Below are 14,869 nucleotides of genomic sequence, written 5' to 3' on the forward strand. Positions count from 1 at the left end.
ACCGAGACTAATGGACGATTCTTAAGCGAAACTTAAAAAACGTCAAAAATGTTGAATCCCTGTTTTTAACAGGAAGTTACACGTAATTTGCAGACGATTGATGAATGATGTTGCAACCCCGTCGATCTGCGCAATGCCGGTTGATTGAAAAAACCAATCTTCCGATAAATCAGGTATTTGCCTGAAACCCAGGGCGCATGTGCGCGCCAGGCGTACGCGATGGCAAAATACCGCGATCGTTCGCCGCAGGTCGTCGGCTAGCCGATCAGCCTGTTTCAGCCCCCGATCGGGAACGCAAATTGCTCCACGCGGCGCGCCCCATTTCCCGCGTTGCCGCCCGCCACTTCCGCAGATTTCATGTCCAGGCAGCGACGCGCTTGCCGACAACACGATGACTCCACTTCACAGCCCTGGTTTGTTCCTCGCTGGCGTGCTTCTGGTGCTGATCATGCCCGGCCCCACCAATACGCTGCTGGCCACCGCAGGACTGACCAGCGGATTGCGCCGCTCCGCTCGCCTGACGCTCGCGGAATCGTGCGGCTATGTCATCGCCATCACGTTCTGGGGCATGAGCCTCACGACGCTCGCGCATGGCCTGCCTTGGCTTCCCGCCGTGATCCGCGTGGCGAGCGCCATTTACATCGCCTGGCTTGCGGTGCGCCTGTGGAACACGACGCTGGAACTCGCCGATGGCACGCAGCGCGTGATCGGCATGCGCGACCTGTTTTTTGCCACCTTGCTGAATCCGAAAGCAATTCTGTTCGGCGGGACGATTTTTCCCAAGGCCGCCTTCACGAGCGGCACGGCCTGGCTCGAAGCGGCAGGCTTGTTTGTCGCCCTCGTGTTTCCGGTCGGGCTGCTCTGGATCGGCGTGGGCGCGCAGATCGGCGCGGGGCGCGCGGGCGCGTGCATGCCGAAGTACCTGCTGCGCAGCGCCTCGCTCATACTCGGCGCATTTTCGGTCACGGTTGCGCTGTCCGCTCTGCGTTGAATCGCGGAAACGATCAGGGTGACTAATCAATAGCCTGACTCGCAAGCCCGAGTCTCTTTTAGCTTTGCGCGTTGAATACGCCAATTTATGGAAGCCCGTGCAATGAACTCCCCGCAAAGCGATTCGAACCTGGCCGACGTGCTGATTATCGGCGGCGGCCCTGCCGGCGCCACGGCCGCGGCCTTCCTGGCGATGAAGGGACGCGATGTCGTCCTTGTCGAAAAGGACGCGCATCCCCGCTTCCATATCGGCGAGAGCCTGCTGCCGCGCAATCTCGACATTTTCGAGCGGCTCGGCATCCTGGAGCAGGTGCGCGCGATCGGCGTCCACAAGCCAGGTGCGGAATTCGTCTCCGACCGTACGGGCCGCAGCTGCGCGTTTCCGTTCGCTCACGCATTGAACCAGGATCGCACGCACGCGTGGCAGGTGCGGCGCGCGGACTTCGACGCCGTGCTGTTCAAGCGCGCCGCCACGCTGGGCGCGCGGTGTTTCGAGCGCGCCCGCGTCACAGCGGTCGACCTGGACGAATCGGGCGCGCGCCATACCGTGACGACCCAGAACGAAGCGGGCGAGCTGCGCGAATGGCGTCCGCGTTACGTGCTCGACGCTTCGGGACGCGACACGTTTCTGGCGTCGCAAATGAAGGTCAAGACCTCGAACAAGTACAACAACACGGCAGCCGTCTACGCGCACTACACCGGCGTCGCGCGCCGGGAAGGCGAACTTGAGGGCTATATCAGCATCCATCTCGCGGAGGACGGCTGGTTCTGGTTGATCCCGCTGCCCGACGACACGATGAGCATTGGCTTCGTCGGCAATCAATCAGCGTGGAAAGAACGCAAGGGCACGCCTGCCGAACTGCTCGCCGCACGCATCGCGGCAAGCCCAACCGTCGCGGCCCGCGTGCAGGGCGCCCAGCGCGTATCGGACGTCCATAGCACGGCCAACTACAGCTATCGCGCGGGTGTGGGCAATGGCAACGGTTTTCTGATGATCGGCGATGCTTACGGTTTCGTCGACCCGATGTTCTCGACCGGCGTACTGATGGCGATGACCGGCGGAGAGCTCGGCGCCGGAGTGGCGGACGTCTGGCTCGACGATCCGGCGCGCGGCCGCAAGCTGGCGCAAGCCGCCAATGAGGAACTGTCGCAGGCCATGGACAGGATCAGCTGGCTGATCTACCGCGTGAACGATCCCGTCATGCGCACGCTGTTCATGGCGCCCTCCAACCGTCTGTGGATGCGCGACGGCATCGTCAACCTGCTGGCCGGCAACCTGCGGGGAAGCTGGCGCGCGGTATTGCCGGTGATGTGCTTCAAAGCCGTGTATCACGTCCTTTCGGCGCTGCATCGCCGGGGCATCGAGATATCGCTGCCGGAGACGCCTACGGCTCGAAGCTGATCGTTTGAGCGGATCATTGGGCGCGGAAAGCAGCATGACAGTCTGCCATTGCGTCGGCTAGTCCGTACCGGCTTCCAACTGTCAATCTGTACCGGTACTGTACAGACACCTGTCGCTAAACTGGCTCGACAACGATTCGTCAGGATCTCCGTCCTTTCTCTGGAGCCTTTAGCCCATGCTGCCCGAAATGCTCAGCGCGCTGCCCGCAGGCATGCTGTTCGTGGTCGTGACGTCCATCACGCCCGGCCCCAACAATACGATGCTGCTGACCTCCGGCGTCAATTTCGGCTTTCGCCGCACGGTGCCGCATATGCTGGGCATCAGTGCGGGCGTCGTGGTGCTGATGCTGTCGGTGGGTTTCGGGCTGGGCGAGGTGTTCCGGCGCATTCCCGTGCTCTACACGGTGCTGGAAACCGCGAGCGTGGCCTATCTGCTGTGGCTCGCATGGAAGATCGGCACGTCGGGCGACATCAAGCTCAAGACCGGCGAGCGCCGCCCCATGCGCTTTCACGAAGCCATCGCGTTCCAGTGGATCAACCCCAAGGCGTGGATGATGGTGCTCACGGCCGCCACCACGATCCGCCTGTCGACGGACTTCGGCCTGAATACCGTGGCGATGGCCGTGGTGTTCTACGTGGTCGGCCTGCCCTGCATCTGCGTGTGGGCCGCATTCGGCACCGGCATGCGGCGCTTTCTCGCCGATCCGCGACGCCTGCGCGCTTTCAACATCGCAATGGCGCTGGCGCTGGTCGCGTCGATGTATCCGCTGCTCGCGCACCTGCTGCAACGCTGAGCCGCGCTGTCAGTTCAACCCGTCCTGCCGATGCGCTCGATGAACCGCCAGAGCGCATCGTCGAGCGAATACGGCGCATTGAAGCGGAACCAGGCACTGGCCGCGTCGTCGGGCCGGAAGTAGGAGCCGGGCGCAAGCCAGATGCCGTCGCGCAGCGCCTCGGTCGCAATCGCGCTCGCACGCGACGCCTCGACCGGCAAACGCACCAGCATGAACAGGCCCGCGCGCGGCCGGCAAAACGGCTCCAGCCCAAGCGCATCGATGCGATCCTCGAACGCCGCATGCGCGGTCTTCAACTGCTCGTTCACGATCTCGACGTGGCGCGTGTAGCGCCCTTCCACCAGCACCTTGTCGACGATGCGCTCGATCGTCTCCGACGAGGTCAGCCCCACCGCCATCTTCGCGCGCGCGAGTTCGCGCAGCACGTCGCGCTCGGCGACCACGTAGCCGCAGCGCAGCGACGGCGTCACCGTCTTCGAAAAACCGCTCACGTACAGCACGCGGCGCAGCCCTTCCATCGCGGCCAGCAGCGGCGCGCCCGTCGGGGCGAGTTCGCGGCTCACGTCGTCCTCCACGACCCACATGCGCTCGCGTTCCGCGATCTGCAACAGGCGGAACGCGTTCGCCATCGTGTAGGTCGCGCCGGTGGGGTTCTGCAGCGTCGTGTTGACGAAGATGGCCTTGGGGCGATGCGCGGCGACCTGCTGCTCCAGCGCGTCGAGGTCGAGGCCCGCAGGCGTGCGCGGCACGCCATGCACCGTGAGACCGGCGAGCTTGAGAATCTGCAGCAGGTTGCAGTAGCCGGGATCTTCGACCAGCACCGCGTCGCCGGGGCGCAGCAGCGTGCGCACGATCAGGTCGAGCCCTTGCGTCGCGCCCTGCGTGAGCAGCACATTGCCGACTTCGACCGGCAAGCCCTGGCGATCCAGTTGCGCGGCGATCCGCTCGCGCAGCGGCGCGAAGCCATACGGATGCCCGTAGTCGCCCAGGCGCGCCGCAGGCACGCGGCTCGTCGCGCGCAACGCGTGATGCAGGCCGGTTTCGTTGATCCACTCGCCCGGCATCCAGCCGCAGCCCGCCTTGATCGGCACCGAATGATCGGCGAATACGTCGGACAGCAGCCAGGTGGCCGTGAGCGCGGGCGGCTGCCAGACCGCCGCGCTCGGTCGTGGGGCGGTTTCGCGCGGCGCCACGCGATAACCGGAGCCCCGCCGCGCCACGACCAGCCCCATCGACACCAGGCGGTTGTAGGCGTCCGTCACCGTATAGGTGGACAGTTCATGCGATTGCGCCAGTTGACGCACGGATGGCAGCAGCGCGCCCGTCCGCAGCGAATTCGCCTCGATGGCCTGCGCAAAGGCCCGCACCAGTTGCTCGACGAGCGTTGCGGCGCCGCCGCGGCCGCGTTCCAGTTCGAATTCGATCATAGGGATGTAAGCGCCGGAGAGCGCGCCGACCAATACAGTTGAGCCAGATTGTCCAGCACGGTTATCAGGGCAGTATAGAGACTGTATATGCCGCGCTTCAAGCCCGGACGCTACATTCTGTCCAACCACTTTGGAGGAGAACACTCATGACTTCGCGCCCCGTCATCGACGATCTGTCGTCGTTCTGGATGCCGTTCACGGCCAACCGCCAGTTCAAGGCTGCACCGCGCCTGCTCGAATCGGCCAAGGGCATGTATTACCGCACGACCGACGGCCGTGAAGTGATGGACGGCAGCGCGGGTCTGTGGTGCGTGAACGCCGGTCACGGGCGCGAGGAAATCGTCGCGGCGATTGCGCAACAGGCGGGCAAGCTCGACTTCGCGCCGACCTTCCAGATGGGCCACCCGCTCGCCTTCGAAGCCGCCAGCAAGATCGCCGAGATCATGCCCGAGGGGCTCGATCGCGTGTTCTTCACGAACTCGGGTTCGGAATCGGTCGATACGGCGCTGAAGATCGCCCTCGCCTACCATCGCTCGCGCGGTGAAGGCCAGCGCACCAAGCTGATTGGCCGCGAGCGCGGCTATCACGGCGTGGGCTTCGGCGGCATCTCGGTTGGCGGCATCGGCGCGAACCGCAAGACGTTCTCGGGCCAGTTGCTGCCCGCCATCGATCATCTGCCGCACACGCACAATCTCGAACAGAATGCGTTCACCAAGGGCCAGCCCGCATGGGGCGCGCATCTCGCCGACGACCTCGAACGCATCGTCGCGCTGCACGACGCCTCGACCATCGCCGCCGTGATCGTCGAGCCGGTCGCCGGTTCGACGGGCGTGCTGATCCCGCCGCAAGGCTACCTGCAACGCCTGCGCGAGATCTGCACGAAGCACGGCATCGTGCTGATTTTCGATGAAGTCATCACGGGCTTCGGCCGCCTGGGCAAGGCCACGGCGAGCGAATACTTCGGCGTCACGCCCGACATCATCACGATGGCCAAGGCGATCAACAACGCCGCCGTGCCGATGGGCGGCGTGGCCGTGAGCCGCACGATCCACGACACGGTGGTCAACAGCGGTGCGCCCGGCGCGATCGAGCTGTTCCACGGCTACACGTATTCGGCGCACCCGCTGGCCGCCGCCGCTGCGATTGCGACGCAAGACCTGTATCGCCGCGAAGGCCTGTTCGAGCGCGCCCACAGCCTCGCGCCGAAGTTCGAGGCCGCCGCTCACGCGCTGCGCGATGCGCCGCATGTGAAGGACGTGCGCAACCTCGGCATGGTCGCGGGCATCGAGCTGGATTCGCGCGACGGCGCACCGGGCGCGCGCGCCTATGAGGTGTTCGTGAAGTGCTTCGAAGCGGGCGTGCTGATCCGCTTCACGGGCGACATCCTGGCGTTCTCGCCGCCGCTCATCATCACCGAGGAAGAGATCGAACGCCTGTTCGGCACGGTGCGTGAAGTGCTGGCGAAGGTGCAGTAACCCGTCGCTGATTTGACGCAGTTTCAAGCCGGTGAAACGGCCCGCTCGCTTCGAGCGGGCCGTTTTGCTTTCGGCGCGCCCAGATACGTTCGCTTATCGTCCGATCATCGTTCGCGCACGGCGCGCGGCATCGGCGTATCGTTTCGAGTCTGGGAAACCGCAAGGCGGGAGGCATGGCGATGAAGACACCGATCCGCGTGGGCGCGCATATCGAAGGCGTCCATTGGGTGGCCGAATACACGGCGGCAACGCACGCGATCCGCGTGTTCCGCGAAGGCCGCGAGTTCGAGACGATCGCGGCGCCGCCCGCGCTGCTGGGCGAAGAGGACGAAGCGGGATCGGCCAGCGACGAGGCGAGCCGCGCCGAAGATGCGGCGGTGCTCGCCGTGCTGCGCCGGTATGTGGCGGAGCACGACGCCGCCGAATAAGCACGTTAAGGGCACGCGCAATGCGTGCCCTGATTTACGCCCGATTCAAGCCCGATCAGGCCGGCTTGTCGGCAGCCGATGCGTCTTCCGCGCGGAAGATCGTATCGGCGAGGTGGAATGCCGAATTCGCCGCCGGCACGCCGCAATAAATCGCGGTCTGCAGCAGCACTTCCTTGATTTCGTCGCGCGTCACGCCGTTGTTCTTCGCCGAACGCAGATGGAGCGCCAGTTCCTCGTTGCGGTTCAGCGCGACCATCATCGCGATCGTCAGCAGGCTGCGCGTATGACGCGGCAGGCCTTCGCGCGTCCAGATCTCGCCCCACGCATAGCGCGAAATGAGCTTCTGGAATTCCTCGGTCAGCTCGGTGCGGTTGGCGATCGAGCGATCGACGTGCGCGTCGCCCAGCACGGCGCGACGCACGTTCAGTCCGGCTTCGTAGCGATCGTCTTCGTTCATTTCGACTCCAGCAGGAAGTTCAGGAGTACCTTGTTAAATTCGTCGGTCAGTTCGACGTTCGAGATGTGCGAGGCGTTCAGCTCGACATAACGGCCGCCCTGCACCGATTCAGCCAGTTCGCGGCCCTGTGCGGGCGTGGCAGCCAGATCGTGCGTACCGGAAATCACGAGCGTCGGCGCCTGGATCGAAGCCGCTTCGCCGCGCAGGTCGGCGGCGTTGAGCGCGTCGCAGTTCGCCGCGTAGCCGTCCTTGTCCGTGTGCACGAACACGTCTCGCGCCTGCGCGATCACGAGCGGGTTGCGCTCCATGAATCCGGCCGTGAACCAGCGCGGCAGCACCGCGTCCGCCAGCGCCAGCATGCCTTCGTTGCGGGCCTTCGCCGCACGCGGCTCCCACACTTGCGGCGAGCCGATCTTCGCGGCCGTGTTGCACAGCACGAGACGGTCGATGCGGCTCGCGAAACGCGCGCCGAGACCCACGCCCGTCAGGCCGCCCATCGACACGCCGCAGAAATGCGCGCGCGCGATGCCGAGATGGTCGAGCAGGCCGATCACGTCGCCAGTCAGTTGCTCGATCGTGTACGGGCCTTGCGGCGCGGCCGAGTGGCCGTGGCCGCGCGTGTCGTAGCGCAGCACACGGAAGTGCTTCGAGAATTCGACGAGCTGCGGCGTCCACATCGACACGTCGCTGCCGAGCGAGTTCGACAGAACCAGCCACGGCGCGTTGGTGTTTTCGGCACCATCGACGCGATAGAACAGCTGCGTGTCATTGACGGCTGCGTAAGGCATGCGGTTACTCCTGATGAGTCTGCGATGAAGAATGAGGCGTGCGCTGCACGGATGCCGCGGATGCCTCGTACAGCGCGAGCACCGCGTCGACAAAGGCGTGCGCCTCGCCCACGTAATTGGCGGGATCGAGCAGCGCCTTCAGGCGCGCGTCGTCCAGGTGTTGCGTGACGGCGGGTTCGGCCGCCAGCACGTCGTAAAGCGTGCGGCCCGACTGCACCGCCGATTTCGATGCGCGCTCAACGAGATGATGCGCGTCGAGGCGGCCGATGCGGTCGCCCAGGGCGAGCATCACGGCCTCGCCAAGAATCAGGCCGTGCGTGACGTCGAGGTTGGCCGCGAGACGTTCGGGCCGCACTTCGAGGCCGCCCGCGATCTGTTCGATCTGCGCGAGCGCGCCGCCCGCGAGACGCGCGAGTTCGGGCAGCGCGTCCCATTCGGCCTGCCAGCCGCCGAGCGCGCGTTCGTGCTCCTGCACCATGCCCGCGAACACCGTGGCGACGAGGCCCGGGGCGCGCGTGGCGGCGGTCAGCACCGCGGCGCAGCCCACCGGATTGCGCTTGTGCGGCATGGTCGAGGAACCGCCCTTGCCTGCTGCGGCCGGCTCGCCCAGTTCGCCGATTTCGGTCTGCATTTGCAGCGAAATATCGCGCGCGATCTTGCCGAGCGTGCCGATCAGCATGCCGAAGAACGACGCGGCTTCCGCGATACGGTCGCGCTGCGTGTGCCACGGCAGCGCGGTCTGCGCAAGGCCAAGGTCTTTGGCGAGTTCGGCGCTGACGTTTGCAGCGGCGTCGCGCAGGCTCGCGAGCGTGCCCGCCGCGCCGCCGAATTGCAGCACCAGCGCGCGTTCGCGCAGCGCAGCCAGGCGTTCGCGATGGCGCAGCAGCGTGTCGAGCCACTGCGCGAACTTCAGGCCGAGCGTGATCGGCAGCGCTTGCTGGAGCCACGTGCGGCCCACAGCGGGCGTCGCACGATGCGCACGCGCGAGATCGGCGAGCTTCGCGCAGGTCGCGTCGAGACCGCCTTCGATCAGCACCAGCGCATCGCGCAGTTGCAGCACCGTGGCCGTATCGATGATGTCCTGGCTCGTCGCGCCCCAGTGCACGTATTTCGCGGCTTCGGGGTCGGCGTCCTTCACGCGCGCCGTCAATTGCTTGACGAGCGGAATCGCCAGGTTGCCGCCAAGCGCGGCGTCGCGCGCAAGCGCTTCGGCATCGAGCTTGTCGGCCTTGCAGGTCGCCACGATGGCGGCCACGGCGCTGTGCGGAATCACGCCATGAATCGCCGAGGCGCGCGCCAGCGCCGCTTCCACGTCGAGCATGCGCTGCAGCGTGGCGTCGGGCGACCAGACGGCGTTCATCGGCTCGGTGCCGCAGATCAGGCTCGTGAGGCGTTCAATCATGGATCGATATGAAAAAAGTCTGGATGCGCACTGCGCGGGTTTCGCGCGGGCACAAATGCAGATGGCGCGACGCCCGGCGACGATTGCCGCCAGACGCCGCGCCACGCTGAAGTCACATGCGAGTAGAGCGCGTTGCGGTAGTTTATGCCGCGCGGCGGTTCTGCGTCGCGTCGATCAGCGGCACGCCTGCGAGCTTCTGCAGCGCGTCGAAGTCGATATCCGAATAGATCTCGCGCACTTCGAGGCCTTCCGGCGTGACGTCGAAAGCCGCGAGGTCAGTGTAGATGCGGCCCACGCAGCCCACGCCCGTCACCGGGTACGAGCACTCGCTCACGAGCTTGCTCTCGCCCTGCTTCGTGAGCAGTTCCATCATCACGAAGACCTGCTTCGCGCCCAGCGCGAGATCCATCGCGCCGCCGACTGCCGGGATCGCATCGGGTGCGCCGGTGTGCCAGTTCGCGAGGTCGCCCTTCACCGACACCTGGAACGCGCCCAGCACGCAGTAGTCGAGGTGGCCGCCGCGCATCATCGCGAACGAGTCCGCGTGATGGAAGAACGCGCCGCCGGTGAGCAGCGTGACGTGCTGCTTGCCTGCGTTGATGAGTTCGTCGTCTTCTTCGCCGGGGGCCGGTGCCGGGCCCATGCCGAGCAGACCGTTCTCGCTGTGCAGGAAGATTTCCTTGCTCGGATCGAGGTGGTTGGCCACCAGCGTCGGCACGCCAATGCCGAGATTCACATAGGCGCCCTCAGGAATATCCTGAGCCACGCGTTGAGCCATTTCGTCGCGATTCAACCGTTTCATTGCTTAACTCCGTAGCGTCAGGCGGCCTGACCGGCTTGCAGCGCTTGATGCGCGGCCTGCGGCACTTCAACGACGCGCTGCACGAAAATGCCCGGCGTCACGATGTTTTCGGGATCCAGTGCGCCGAGTTCGACGACTTCCGAGACCTGGGCGATGGCGACCTTCGCCGCGCTTGCCATGATCGGGCCGAAGTTGCGCGCCGTTTTACGATAGACCAGATTGCCCCAGCGATCGCCCTTGTACGCCTTGATGAGCGCGAAGTCGGCGTGCAGCGGCGCTTCCAGCACATAGTGGCGGCCGTCGATCAGGCGCGTTTCCTTGCCTTCGGCCAGCTTCGTGCCGTAGCCCGTGGGCGTGAAGAAACCGCCGATACCGGCGCCCGCCGCGCGGATGCGCTCGGCCAGGTTGCCTTGCGGCACGAGTTCGAGCTCGACTTCGCCGGCGCGATAGAGGCCGTCGAACACGTACGAGTCGGTCTGGCGCGGGAACGAGCAGATGATCTTGCGCACCCGCTTCGCCTTGAGCAGCGCGGCCAGGCCCGTGTCGCCGTTGCCGGCGTTGTTGTTCACGATCGTCAGCTCTTTCGAGCCTTGCGCGATCAGCGCGTCGATCAGTTCCGCCGGCATGCCGGCCGTGCCGAAGCCGCCGATCATGACCGTGGCGCCGTCCTGGATGCCGGCGACGGCGGCTTGAAGCGAATCAAAAATCTTGTTGATCATGCCTGTTCCTGAAAGCGATGCGCCTCGCGGAAAGCCCGCGCCACTCGATCGCGAAAAGTTCTATATACGAACACTGATTCGTTTAGCGAACGTCCAGCGCATTATCGGAGTGTGAATGTGCGCTTGTCAAGGCGGGGTCAACCCGATGCGGCCGTCTCTGCGCACATACCCCAATATCCGGAATCTGGATTCGTCGACTATGGTTTATCCCGTTTCGGCATAGTGCTCCTGCCCGTCTTTTCTCCGTCGCTTTCCGTCCGGCCGCTCCATGCAAGACCTCGACCTGAACCTGATCCCCTATCTCGTCGCGATGGAAGAGACGCGCAACGTGAGCCGCGCAGCCGAACGGCTAGGCGTCAGCCAGCCCCGCGTGAGCACGGCACTCGGCAAGCTGCGCGAGTATTTCGGCGATCCGCTGTTCGTGCGCACCTCGCGCGGCATGGAGCCGACGCCGCGTGCGCTCGGCCTGATCCCGGCCGCGCGCGACGCGCTTGTGCGCATCGAGAAAGGCATGCTCGAAGCGCAGGACTTCGATCCGGCCACCAGCACGCATACGTTCTCGATTGCGCTGTCCGATGTCGGCGAAATCGTGTTCTTGCCGCGACTGCTGCAACTCTTCGCGATGCGCGCGCCCAATGCGAATCTGCGCTCGGTTTCGCTGCCGCCCAACCAGGTCGAGCGCGGGCTGGAATCGGGCGACGTCGATCTGGCCGTGGGTTTCTTCCCCGATCTGGGCGGCAACAACTTCTTCCAGCAGCGCCTCTTCACGCACCGCTTCATCTGCCTGATGCGTAGCGGCCACCCACTCGCGGGCAAGAAGATGACGACGGAACAGTTCCTCTCGCTCGGCCACGCGGTCGTGCGCGCCGAAGGCCGCAGCCAGGAAGTGCTTGAACATTATCTGGAGAAGAACCGCCTGCGCCGCCGCGCGGTGCTGGAAACGCCTCACTTCATGAGCCTGCCGTTCATTCTCACGCGCACCGACCTGATCGCGACGGTGCCGCACGCGATCGGCTTCGCCTATGTATCCGAGCACGCGTCGATCACGCTCGTGGAGCCGCCCCTGCCCTTGCCGCGCTTCGATCTCAAGCAGCACTGGCATCGCAAGTTTCACAATACGCCGCGCGGCGCGTGGCTGCGCAGCGTCGTCGCGGAGCTGTTCAACGATGCGATGGATGAATGGCCCAAATAGGCCCGGCGAGGCCCGACGAGGCGCCTGTAAGCCCAAATAAGGTGAGCGCGCAGTGAAGCTGCGCGGACGCGCGCGAATCATGGAACAATGCGCGTTCGTGGTGCGCGTCGCAGCGGCGTGGCCCACCTGACAGGAGCCGATGCATGAGCGACGAAAAGAACGCAGAAAAGACGAAGAAACGTAAGTCGAAGACCACTATCGCCGCGGCGCCCGCGAGCGTCGAGCGCCCCTCGCGCGCAGAGGCGGAAGATGCCGTGCGTGTGCTGCTGCGCTGGGCCGGCGACGACCCCTCGCGCGAAGGACTGCTCGATACGCCCGCGCGCGTCGTGCGCGCCTATGAAGAATTCTTCGCGGGCTATGAGCACGATCCGCGCGAAATCCTGTCGCGCACGTTCTCGGAAGTCGACGGTTACGACGAGATGATCGTGCTGAAGGACATCCGTTTCGAGAGCTACTGCGAACACCATATGGTGCCGATCATCGGCCGCGCGCACGTGGCCTATCTGCCCGAGCATCGCGTGGTGGGGATCTCGAAGCTGGCGCGCCTCGTCGACGCCTTCGCCAAGCGCCTGCAGATCCAGGAAAAGATGACGGCGCAGATCGCCGACACGCTCAACGAAGTGCTTCAGCCCAAAGGCGTGGGCGTGATCCTCGAAGCGGCGCACCAGTGCATGTCCACGCGCGGCGTGCACAAGGCGGGCGTGACGATGGTGACGTCGCGCATGCTCGGCACCTTCCGCAGCGATCCTTCGACGCGGCGCGAGTTTCTCTCGATCGTCGGCAGCCCCGGCGTGATGAGCGTGCCGAATACCTGATTTTCACTGCGCTTTTCAGAACGGAAACAGCAGACACGCGCGGGACGCTGCCTCGGCAACGTCCCGCGCGACCCTTTAAAACAAGGGGTTTTCTTTCAGGGCGCTTCGTTGCCGCGCTCGATCTCGCGGATCTTGCCCTGCCGCACGCTGCTGCCCGGCGGCACGCTGTGCGTGAGCCACACGTTCCCGCCAATCACCGATCCACGCCCGATCGTCACGCGGCCCAGAATCGTCGCGCCCGCGTAAATCACCACATCGTCTTCGACGATCGGATGGCGCGCATTGCCCTTCACGAGCGTGCCGTCCAGATCGGCCGCAAAGCTCTTCGCGCCCAGCGTGACCGCCTGATAGACGCGCACACGCTCGCCGATGATCGCCGTTTCGCCGATCACGACGCCGGTGCCGTGATCGATGAAGAAGCTCGACGCGATCTGCGCGCCGGGGTGAATGTCGATGCCCGTCGCCGAATGCGCGATCTCGTTGATGAAGCGTGCGAGCAGAGGCACGCCCAGCCGGTGCAACGCATGCGCGAGCCGATGATGCGTCATCGCCCAGACGCCCGGGTAGCAGAGCAGGATTTCGGTGATGTGCTGCGCGGCCGGGTCGCCCGTGAAAGCCGCCTGAATATCGCTCACCAGCAGCGCGCGGATATCCGGCAGTTGATGGCCGAATTCGCGCGCGACCTCGAAGGCGCGTGCGCGCAGGACATCGTCGCTGGCGTCGGCGTTCTCGGGCAGAAAGCGCAGCGCGCGGCGGATCTGCTCGGCGAGCAGGCGCAGCGTGCTTTCGAGCGTATGGCCGACGTAGTAATCGACGCTTTCGTCGGTGAGATCGGGTGCGCCGTAGTGCGTCGGGAAGAGCGCGGCGCGCAGGCCCGCCACGATGTTGACGACGGCTTCGCGCGAAGGCAGCTCGCGAATGCCGAGGGGATGGCGCGTGCGATGGCGTTCTTCGCGCGACGCGCGCAGATCGGCGACGATCTGTTCGAGCCCCCAGTTGGGGAAATCGGCATTTGACATGGTGATGCTGCGACGCGGCGCATGCGCGTCACATGAGAGTGTATCGACCCCAGAGGTTACCGCTTTTCAGGAGAGTTCGCCGAAGGCACCTTTGGCCGGCCTGGCGGAGTCAGAGCGTGACGCTGCTCGCGTCGATCCAGCGCACGGCCCAGTCGCGCGCATGGGCGATGGCGGCGGCCTCGTCGGGAAAGCGCAGCTCGGCGGGGAAAAAACGGTTGGCGACCAGTTCGCCGTCGCTCGAGCGCGAGATCACCACATAGGGTTGATACGTGCCGTCGCCAGCGCGCGCCGGCGCGCAATTGAGCAAGTAACCGCGATGCGTGAATGCAGCGTCGAAGTGCATGTGTCTCGTCCGCCCCTGACTGCCTTGTCCGTTTTCGTAGGCGCGTACAGGATCGTGCGGCAAAGCCACAGCGCGGCCCTTTAGGGGCCGTCTATCTAAAGCGCGCCAACTCGTTGAAAGAGGATCATACTCCGAGGAAATACGGCGATCCAACGAAAAAAATCCGCGGCGGCTGGAAGCGTTTTCCTGGCGGCCGGGCTTGCATTTCCGCCGTTTTTTTGGCTTTGCAGCAGGCGCACTGGAACGCCTCTTGCGCGGCGTCGGGTAAGAGGTTCCAGCAGACACTTTCTTGTCGTCATTTTCATGGAGGACATGACTATGGCTCCTTCCGATGGCACCCGTCGCCCAGCGGCCATGCCTGCCTCAACCGCCTCACCGCGCAGCGCGGAATCGCACAACGACCGCACTCATGACAGTACCGTCGACACCGATGGCAAGAACCGGGAAGCCGCGCGTCTTGCTGGTGCGAGTCCAATCGGCCCGGACGAGGTCACCACGAGCAATGCGTCGCTCGACAACAGCGTGCCTGAAAGCGCCGACGGTCTGGCTGGCTTCGACAGCCGCGGTCTTGCGCATCGCATGCCGTTTGCGCCGCAAACGAATTTCGAGGCAGTCGACCTGGGGATGACCGCGCCCGAAATGCCCTATGAGCTGGAAGGTCAGCTAGCCGATTCCGGCGTGCCGGTGCAGCGGCGCAGCCCGGGGCGGCTGCACTACGCGATGAATCATCTGCGCCCCACCCGCATCTTCGAGTTGCACCGCAAAAATTGATGCATTGCCGCACGATTGCGCCTGGCCCTCCAATGCACCCTCAATG

General features: G+C 65.0%; 17 protein-coding genes. 8 read left to right on the forward strand and 9 right to left on the reverse strand.

Annotated elements, in window-relative coordinates:
* Positions 1-42: 42 nt before the first annotated feature.
* Entirely contained in the window at positions 43-390 is a 348-nt protein-coding gene (locus tag BBA01S_RS46665) for a hypothetical protein (protein ID WP_156965861.1), read from the reverse strand.
* Position 391: 1 nt separating this feature from the next.
* Between BBA01S_RS46665 and BBA01S_RS04085 the strand changes: the two genes are divergently transcribed.
* The 3 genes from BBA01S_RS04085 (at position 392) to BBA01S_RS04095 (ending at position 3,185) form a co-directional block, all read left to right on the forward strand.
* On the forward strand, positions 392-991 hold the full coding sequence (locus BBA01S_RS04085) for a LysE family translocator (protein WP_042295917.1): 600 nt from the start codon (positions 392-394) through the stop codon (positions 989-991).
* Positions 992-1,093: 102 nt separating this feature from the next.
* Positions 1,094-2,392, forward strand: a complete 1,299-nt coding sequence (locus BBA01S_RS39965) for an NAD(P)/FAD-dependent oxidoreductase (RefSeq protein WP_042295919.1) — start codon at positions 1,094-1,096, stop codon at positions 2,390-2,392.
* A gap of 175 nt (positions 2,393-2,567) precedes the next feature.
* Positions 2,568-3,185: a LysE family translocator gene (locus tag BBA01S_RS04095; protein ID WP_027815317.1), complete on the forward strand. Its 618-nt coding sequence runs from the start codon at positions 2,568-2,570 to the stop codon at positions 3,183-3,185.
* 14 nt (positions 3,186-3,199) lie between these two features.
* On the opposite strand, the gene BBA01S_RS04100 is transcribed toward BBA01S_RS04095, so the two are convergent.
* On the reverse strand, positions 3,200-4,612 hold the full coding sequence (locus BBA01S_RS04100) for an aminotransferase-like domain-containing protein (protein ID WP_027815318.1): 1,413 nt from the start codon (positions 4,610-4,612) through the stop codon (positions 3,200-3,202).
* Between the two features lie 146 nt (positions 4,613-4,758).
* On the opposite strand from BBA01S_RS04100, the gene BBA01S_RS04105 reads away from it, so the two are divergent.
* On the forward strand, positions 4,759-6,087 hold the full coding sequence (locus BBA01S_RS04105) for an aspartate aminotransferase family protein (protein WP_027815319.1): 1,329 nt from the start codon (positions 4,759-4,761) through the stop codon (positions 6,085-6,087).
* Between the two features lie 179 nt (positions 6,088-6,266).
* The gene (locus BBA01S_RS04110; protein WP_027815320.1) at positions 6,267-6,515 is read left to right on the forward strand and encodes a hypothetical protein; all 249 of its coding nucleotides are present in this window, start codon (positions 6,267-6,269) and stop codon (positions 6,513-6,515) included.
* A gap of 55 nt (positions 6,516-6,570) precedes the next feature.
* Here the strand turns inward: BBA01S_RS04110 and pcaC are convergent, their stop codons facing one another.
* The 5 genes from pcaC to BBA01S_RS04135 form a co-directional block, all read right to left on the reverse strand.
* Positions 6,571-6,972 (reverse strand): 4-carboxymuconolactone decarboxylase, encoded by a 402-nt coding sequence (gene pcaC, locus BBA01S_RS04115; RefSeq protein WP_027815321.1) that lies wholly within the window; start codon positions 6,970-6,972, stop codon positions 6,571-6,573.
* Positions 6,969-7,760, reverse strand: coding sequence for a 3-oxoadipate enol-lactonase (pcaD, locus tag BBA01S_RS04120; RefSeq protein WP_027815322.1), 792 nt, complete (start codon positions 7,758-7,760; stop codon positions 6,969-6,971). The genes pcaC and pcaD overlap by 4 nt, the downstream gene beginning before the upstream one ends.
* A 4-nt stretch (positions 7,761-7,764) precedes the next feature.
* Positions 7,765-9,162 (reverse strand): 3-carboxy-cis,cis-muconate cycloisomerase, encoded by a 1,398-nt coding sequence (locus tag BBA01S_RS04125; protein WP_027815323.1) that lies wholly within the window; start codon positions 9,160-9,162, stop codon positions 7,765-7,767.
* Positions 9,163-9,304: 142 nt separating this feature from the next.
* A complete protein-coding gene (locus tag BBA01S_RS04130) occupies positions 9,305-9,964 on the reverse strand; it encodes a 3-oxoacid CoA-transferase subunit B (protein WP_027815324.1) in 660 nt (219 codons plus the stop codon).
* Between the two features lie 17 nt (positions 9,965-9,981).
* Positions 9,982-10,683, reverse strand: a complete 702-nt coding sequence (locus tag BBA01S_RS04135) for a 3-oxoacid CoA-transferase subunit A (protein WP_027815325.1) — start codon at positions 10,681-10,683, stop codon at positions 9,982-9,984.
* Between the two features lie 268 nt (positions 10,684-10,951).
* Here BBA01S_RS04135 and BBA01S_RS04140 point away from each other — a divergent pair, with 268 nt between their 5' ends.
* Positions 10,952-11,875 (forward strand): LysR family transcriptional regulator, encoded by a 924-nt coding sequence (locus tag BBA01S_RS04140; RefSeq protein WP_027815326.1) that lies wholly within the window; start codon positions 10,952-10,954, stop codon positions 11,873-11,875.
* 143 nt (positions 11,876-12,018) lie between these two features.
* Positions 12,019-12,690, forward strand: coding sequence for a GTP cyclohydrolase I FolE (folE, locus tag BBA01S_RS04145; RefSeq protein ID WP_042295922.1), 672 nt, complete (start codon positions 12,019-12,021; stop codon positions 12,688-12,690).
* 95 nt (positions 12,691-12,785) lie between these two features.
* Here folE and epsC read toward each other — a convergent pair whose 3' ends face one another.
* Together epsC and BBA01S_RS04155 are read right to left on the reverse strand one after the other, a co-directional pair.
* Positions 12,786-13,709, reverse strand: coding sequence for a serine O-acetyltransferase EpsC (gene epsC, locus BBA01S_RS04150; RefSeq protein WP_027815328.1), 924 nt, complete (start codon positions 13,707-13,709; stop codon positions 12,786-12,788).
* Positions 13,710-13,818: 109 nt separating this feature from the next.
* Positions 13,819-14,052: a hypothetical protein gene (locus tag BBA01S_RS04155; RefSeq protein ID WP_027815329.1), complete on the reverse strand. Its 234-nt coding sequence runs from the start codon at positions 14,050-14,052 to the stop codon at positions 13,819-13,821.
* Between the two features lie 354 nt (positions 14,053-14,406).
* Here BBA01S_RS04155 and BBA01S_RS04160 point away from each other — a divergent pair, with 354 nt between their 5' ends.
* Positions 14,407-14,823 carry a DUF3005 domain-containing protein gene (locus tag BBA01S_RS04160; protein ID WP_245641416.1) on the forward strand — a complete coding sequence of 139 codons (417 nt, stop codon included), beginning with the start codon at positions 14,407-14,409 and terminating at the stop codon, positions 14,821-14,823.
* Positions 14,824-14,869 lie beyond the last annotated feature (46 nt).

This window comes from Paraburkholderia bannensis NBRC 103871, from assembly GCF_000685015.1.
GTDB classification, from domain to species: domain Bacteria; phylum Pseudomonadota; class Gammaproteobacteria; order Burkholderiales; family Burkholderiaceae; genus Paraburkholderia; species Paraburkholderia bannensis.

Bases quoted from the DNA above. Each gene is read 5' to 3' on its own strand.
- BBA01S_RS04085 (WP_042295917.1), top strand. From the start codon at position 392: ATGACTCCACTTCACAGCCCTGGTTTGTTCCTCGCTGGCGTGCTTCTG.
- BBA01S_RS39965 (WP_042295919.1), top strand. From the start codon at position 1,094: ATGAACTCCCCGCAAAGCGATTCGAACCTGGCCGACGTGCTGATTATC.
- BBA01S_RS04095 (WP_027815317.1), top strand. From the start codon at position 2,568: ATGCTGCCCGAAATGCTCAGCGCGCTGCCCGCAGGCATGCTGTTCGTG.
- BBA01S_RS04100 (WP_027815318.1), bottom strand. From the start codon at position 4,612: ATGATCGAATTCGAACTGGAACGCGGCCGCGGCGGCGCCGCAACGCTC.
- BBA01S_RS04105 (WP_027815319.1), top strand. From the start codon at position 4,759: ATGACTTCGCGCCCCGTCATCGACGATCTGTCGTCGTTCTGGATGCCG.
- BBA01S_RS04110 (WP_027815320.1), top strand. From the start codon at position 6,267: ATGAAGACACCGATCCGCGTGGGCGCGCATATCGAAGGCGTCCATTGG.
- pcaC (WP_027815321.1), bottom strand. From the start codon at position 6,972: ATGAACGAAGACGATCGCTACGAAGCCGGACTGAACGTGCGTCGCGCC.
- pcaD (WP_027815322.1), bottom strand. From the start codon at position 7,760: ATGCCTTACGCAGCCGTCAATGACACGCAGCTGTTCTATCGCGTCGAT.
- BBA01S_RS04125 (WP_027815323.1), bottom strand. From the start codon at position 9,162: ATGATTGAACGCCTCACGAGCCTGATCTGCGGCACCGAGCCGATGAAC.
- BBA01S_RS04130 (WP_027815324.1), bottom strand. From the start codon at position 9,964: ATGAAACGGTTGAATCGCGACGAAATGGCTCAACGCGTGGCTCAGGAT.
- BBA01S_RS04135 (WP_027815325.1), bottom strand. From the start codon at position 10,683: ATGATCAACAAGATTTTTGATTCGCTTCAAGCCGCCGTCGCCGGCATC.
- BBA01S_RS04140 (WP_027815326.1), top strand. From the start codon at position 10,952: ATGCAAGACCTCGACCTGAACCTGATCCCCTATCTCGTCGCGATGGAA.
- folE (WP_042295922.1), top strand. From the start codon at position 12,019: ATGAGCGACGAAAAGAACGCAGAAAAGACGAAGAAACGTAAGTCGAAG.
- epsC (WP_027815328.1), bottom strand. From the start codon at position 13,709: ATGTCAAATGCCGATTTCCCCAACTGGGGGCTCGAACAGATCGTCGCC.
- BBA01S_RS04155 (WP_027815329.1), bottom strand. From the start codon at position 14,052: ATGCACTTCGACGCTGCATTCACGCATCGCGGTTACTTGCTCAATTGC.
- BBA01S_RS04160 (WP_245641416.1), top strand. From the start codon at position 14,407: ATGCCTGCCTCAACCGCCTCACCGCGCAGCGCGGAATCGCACAACGAC.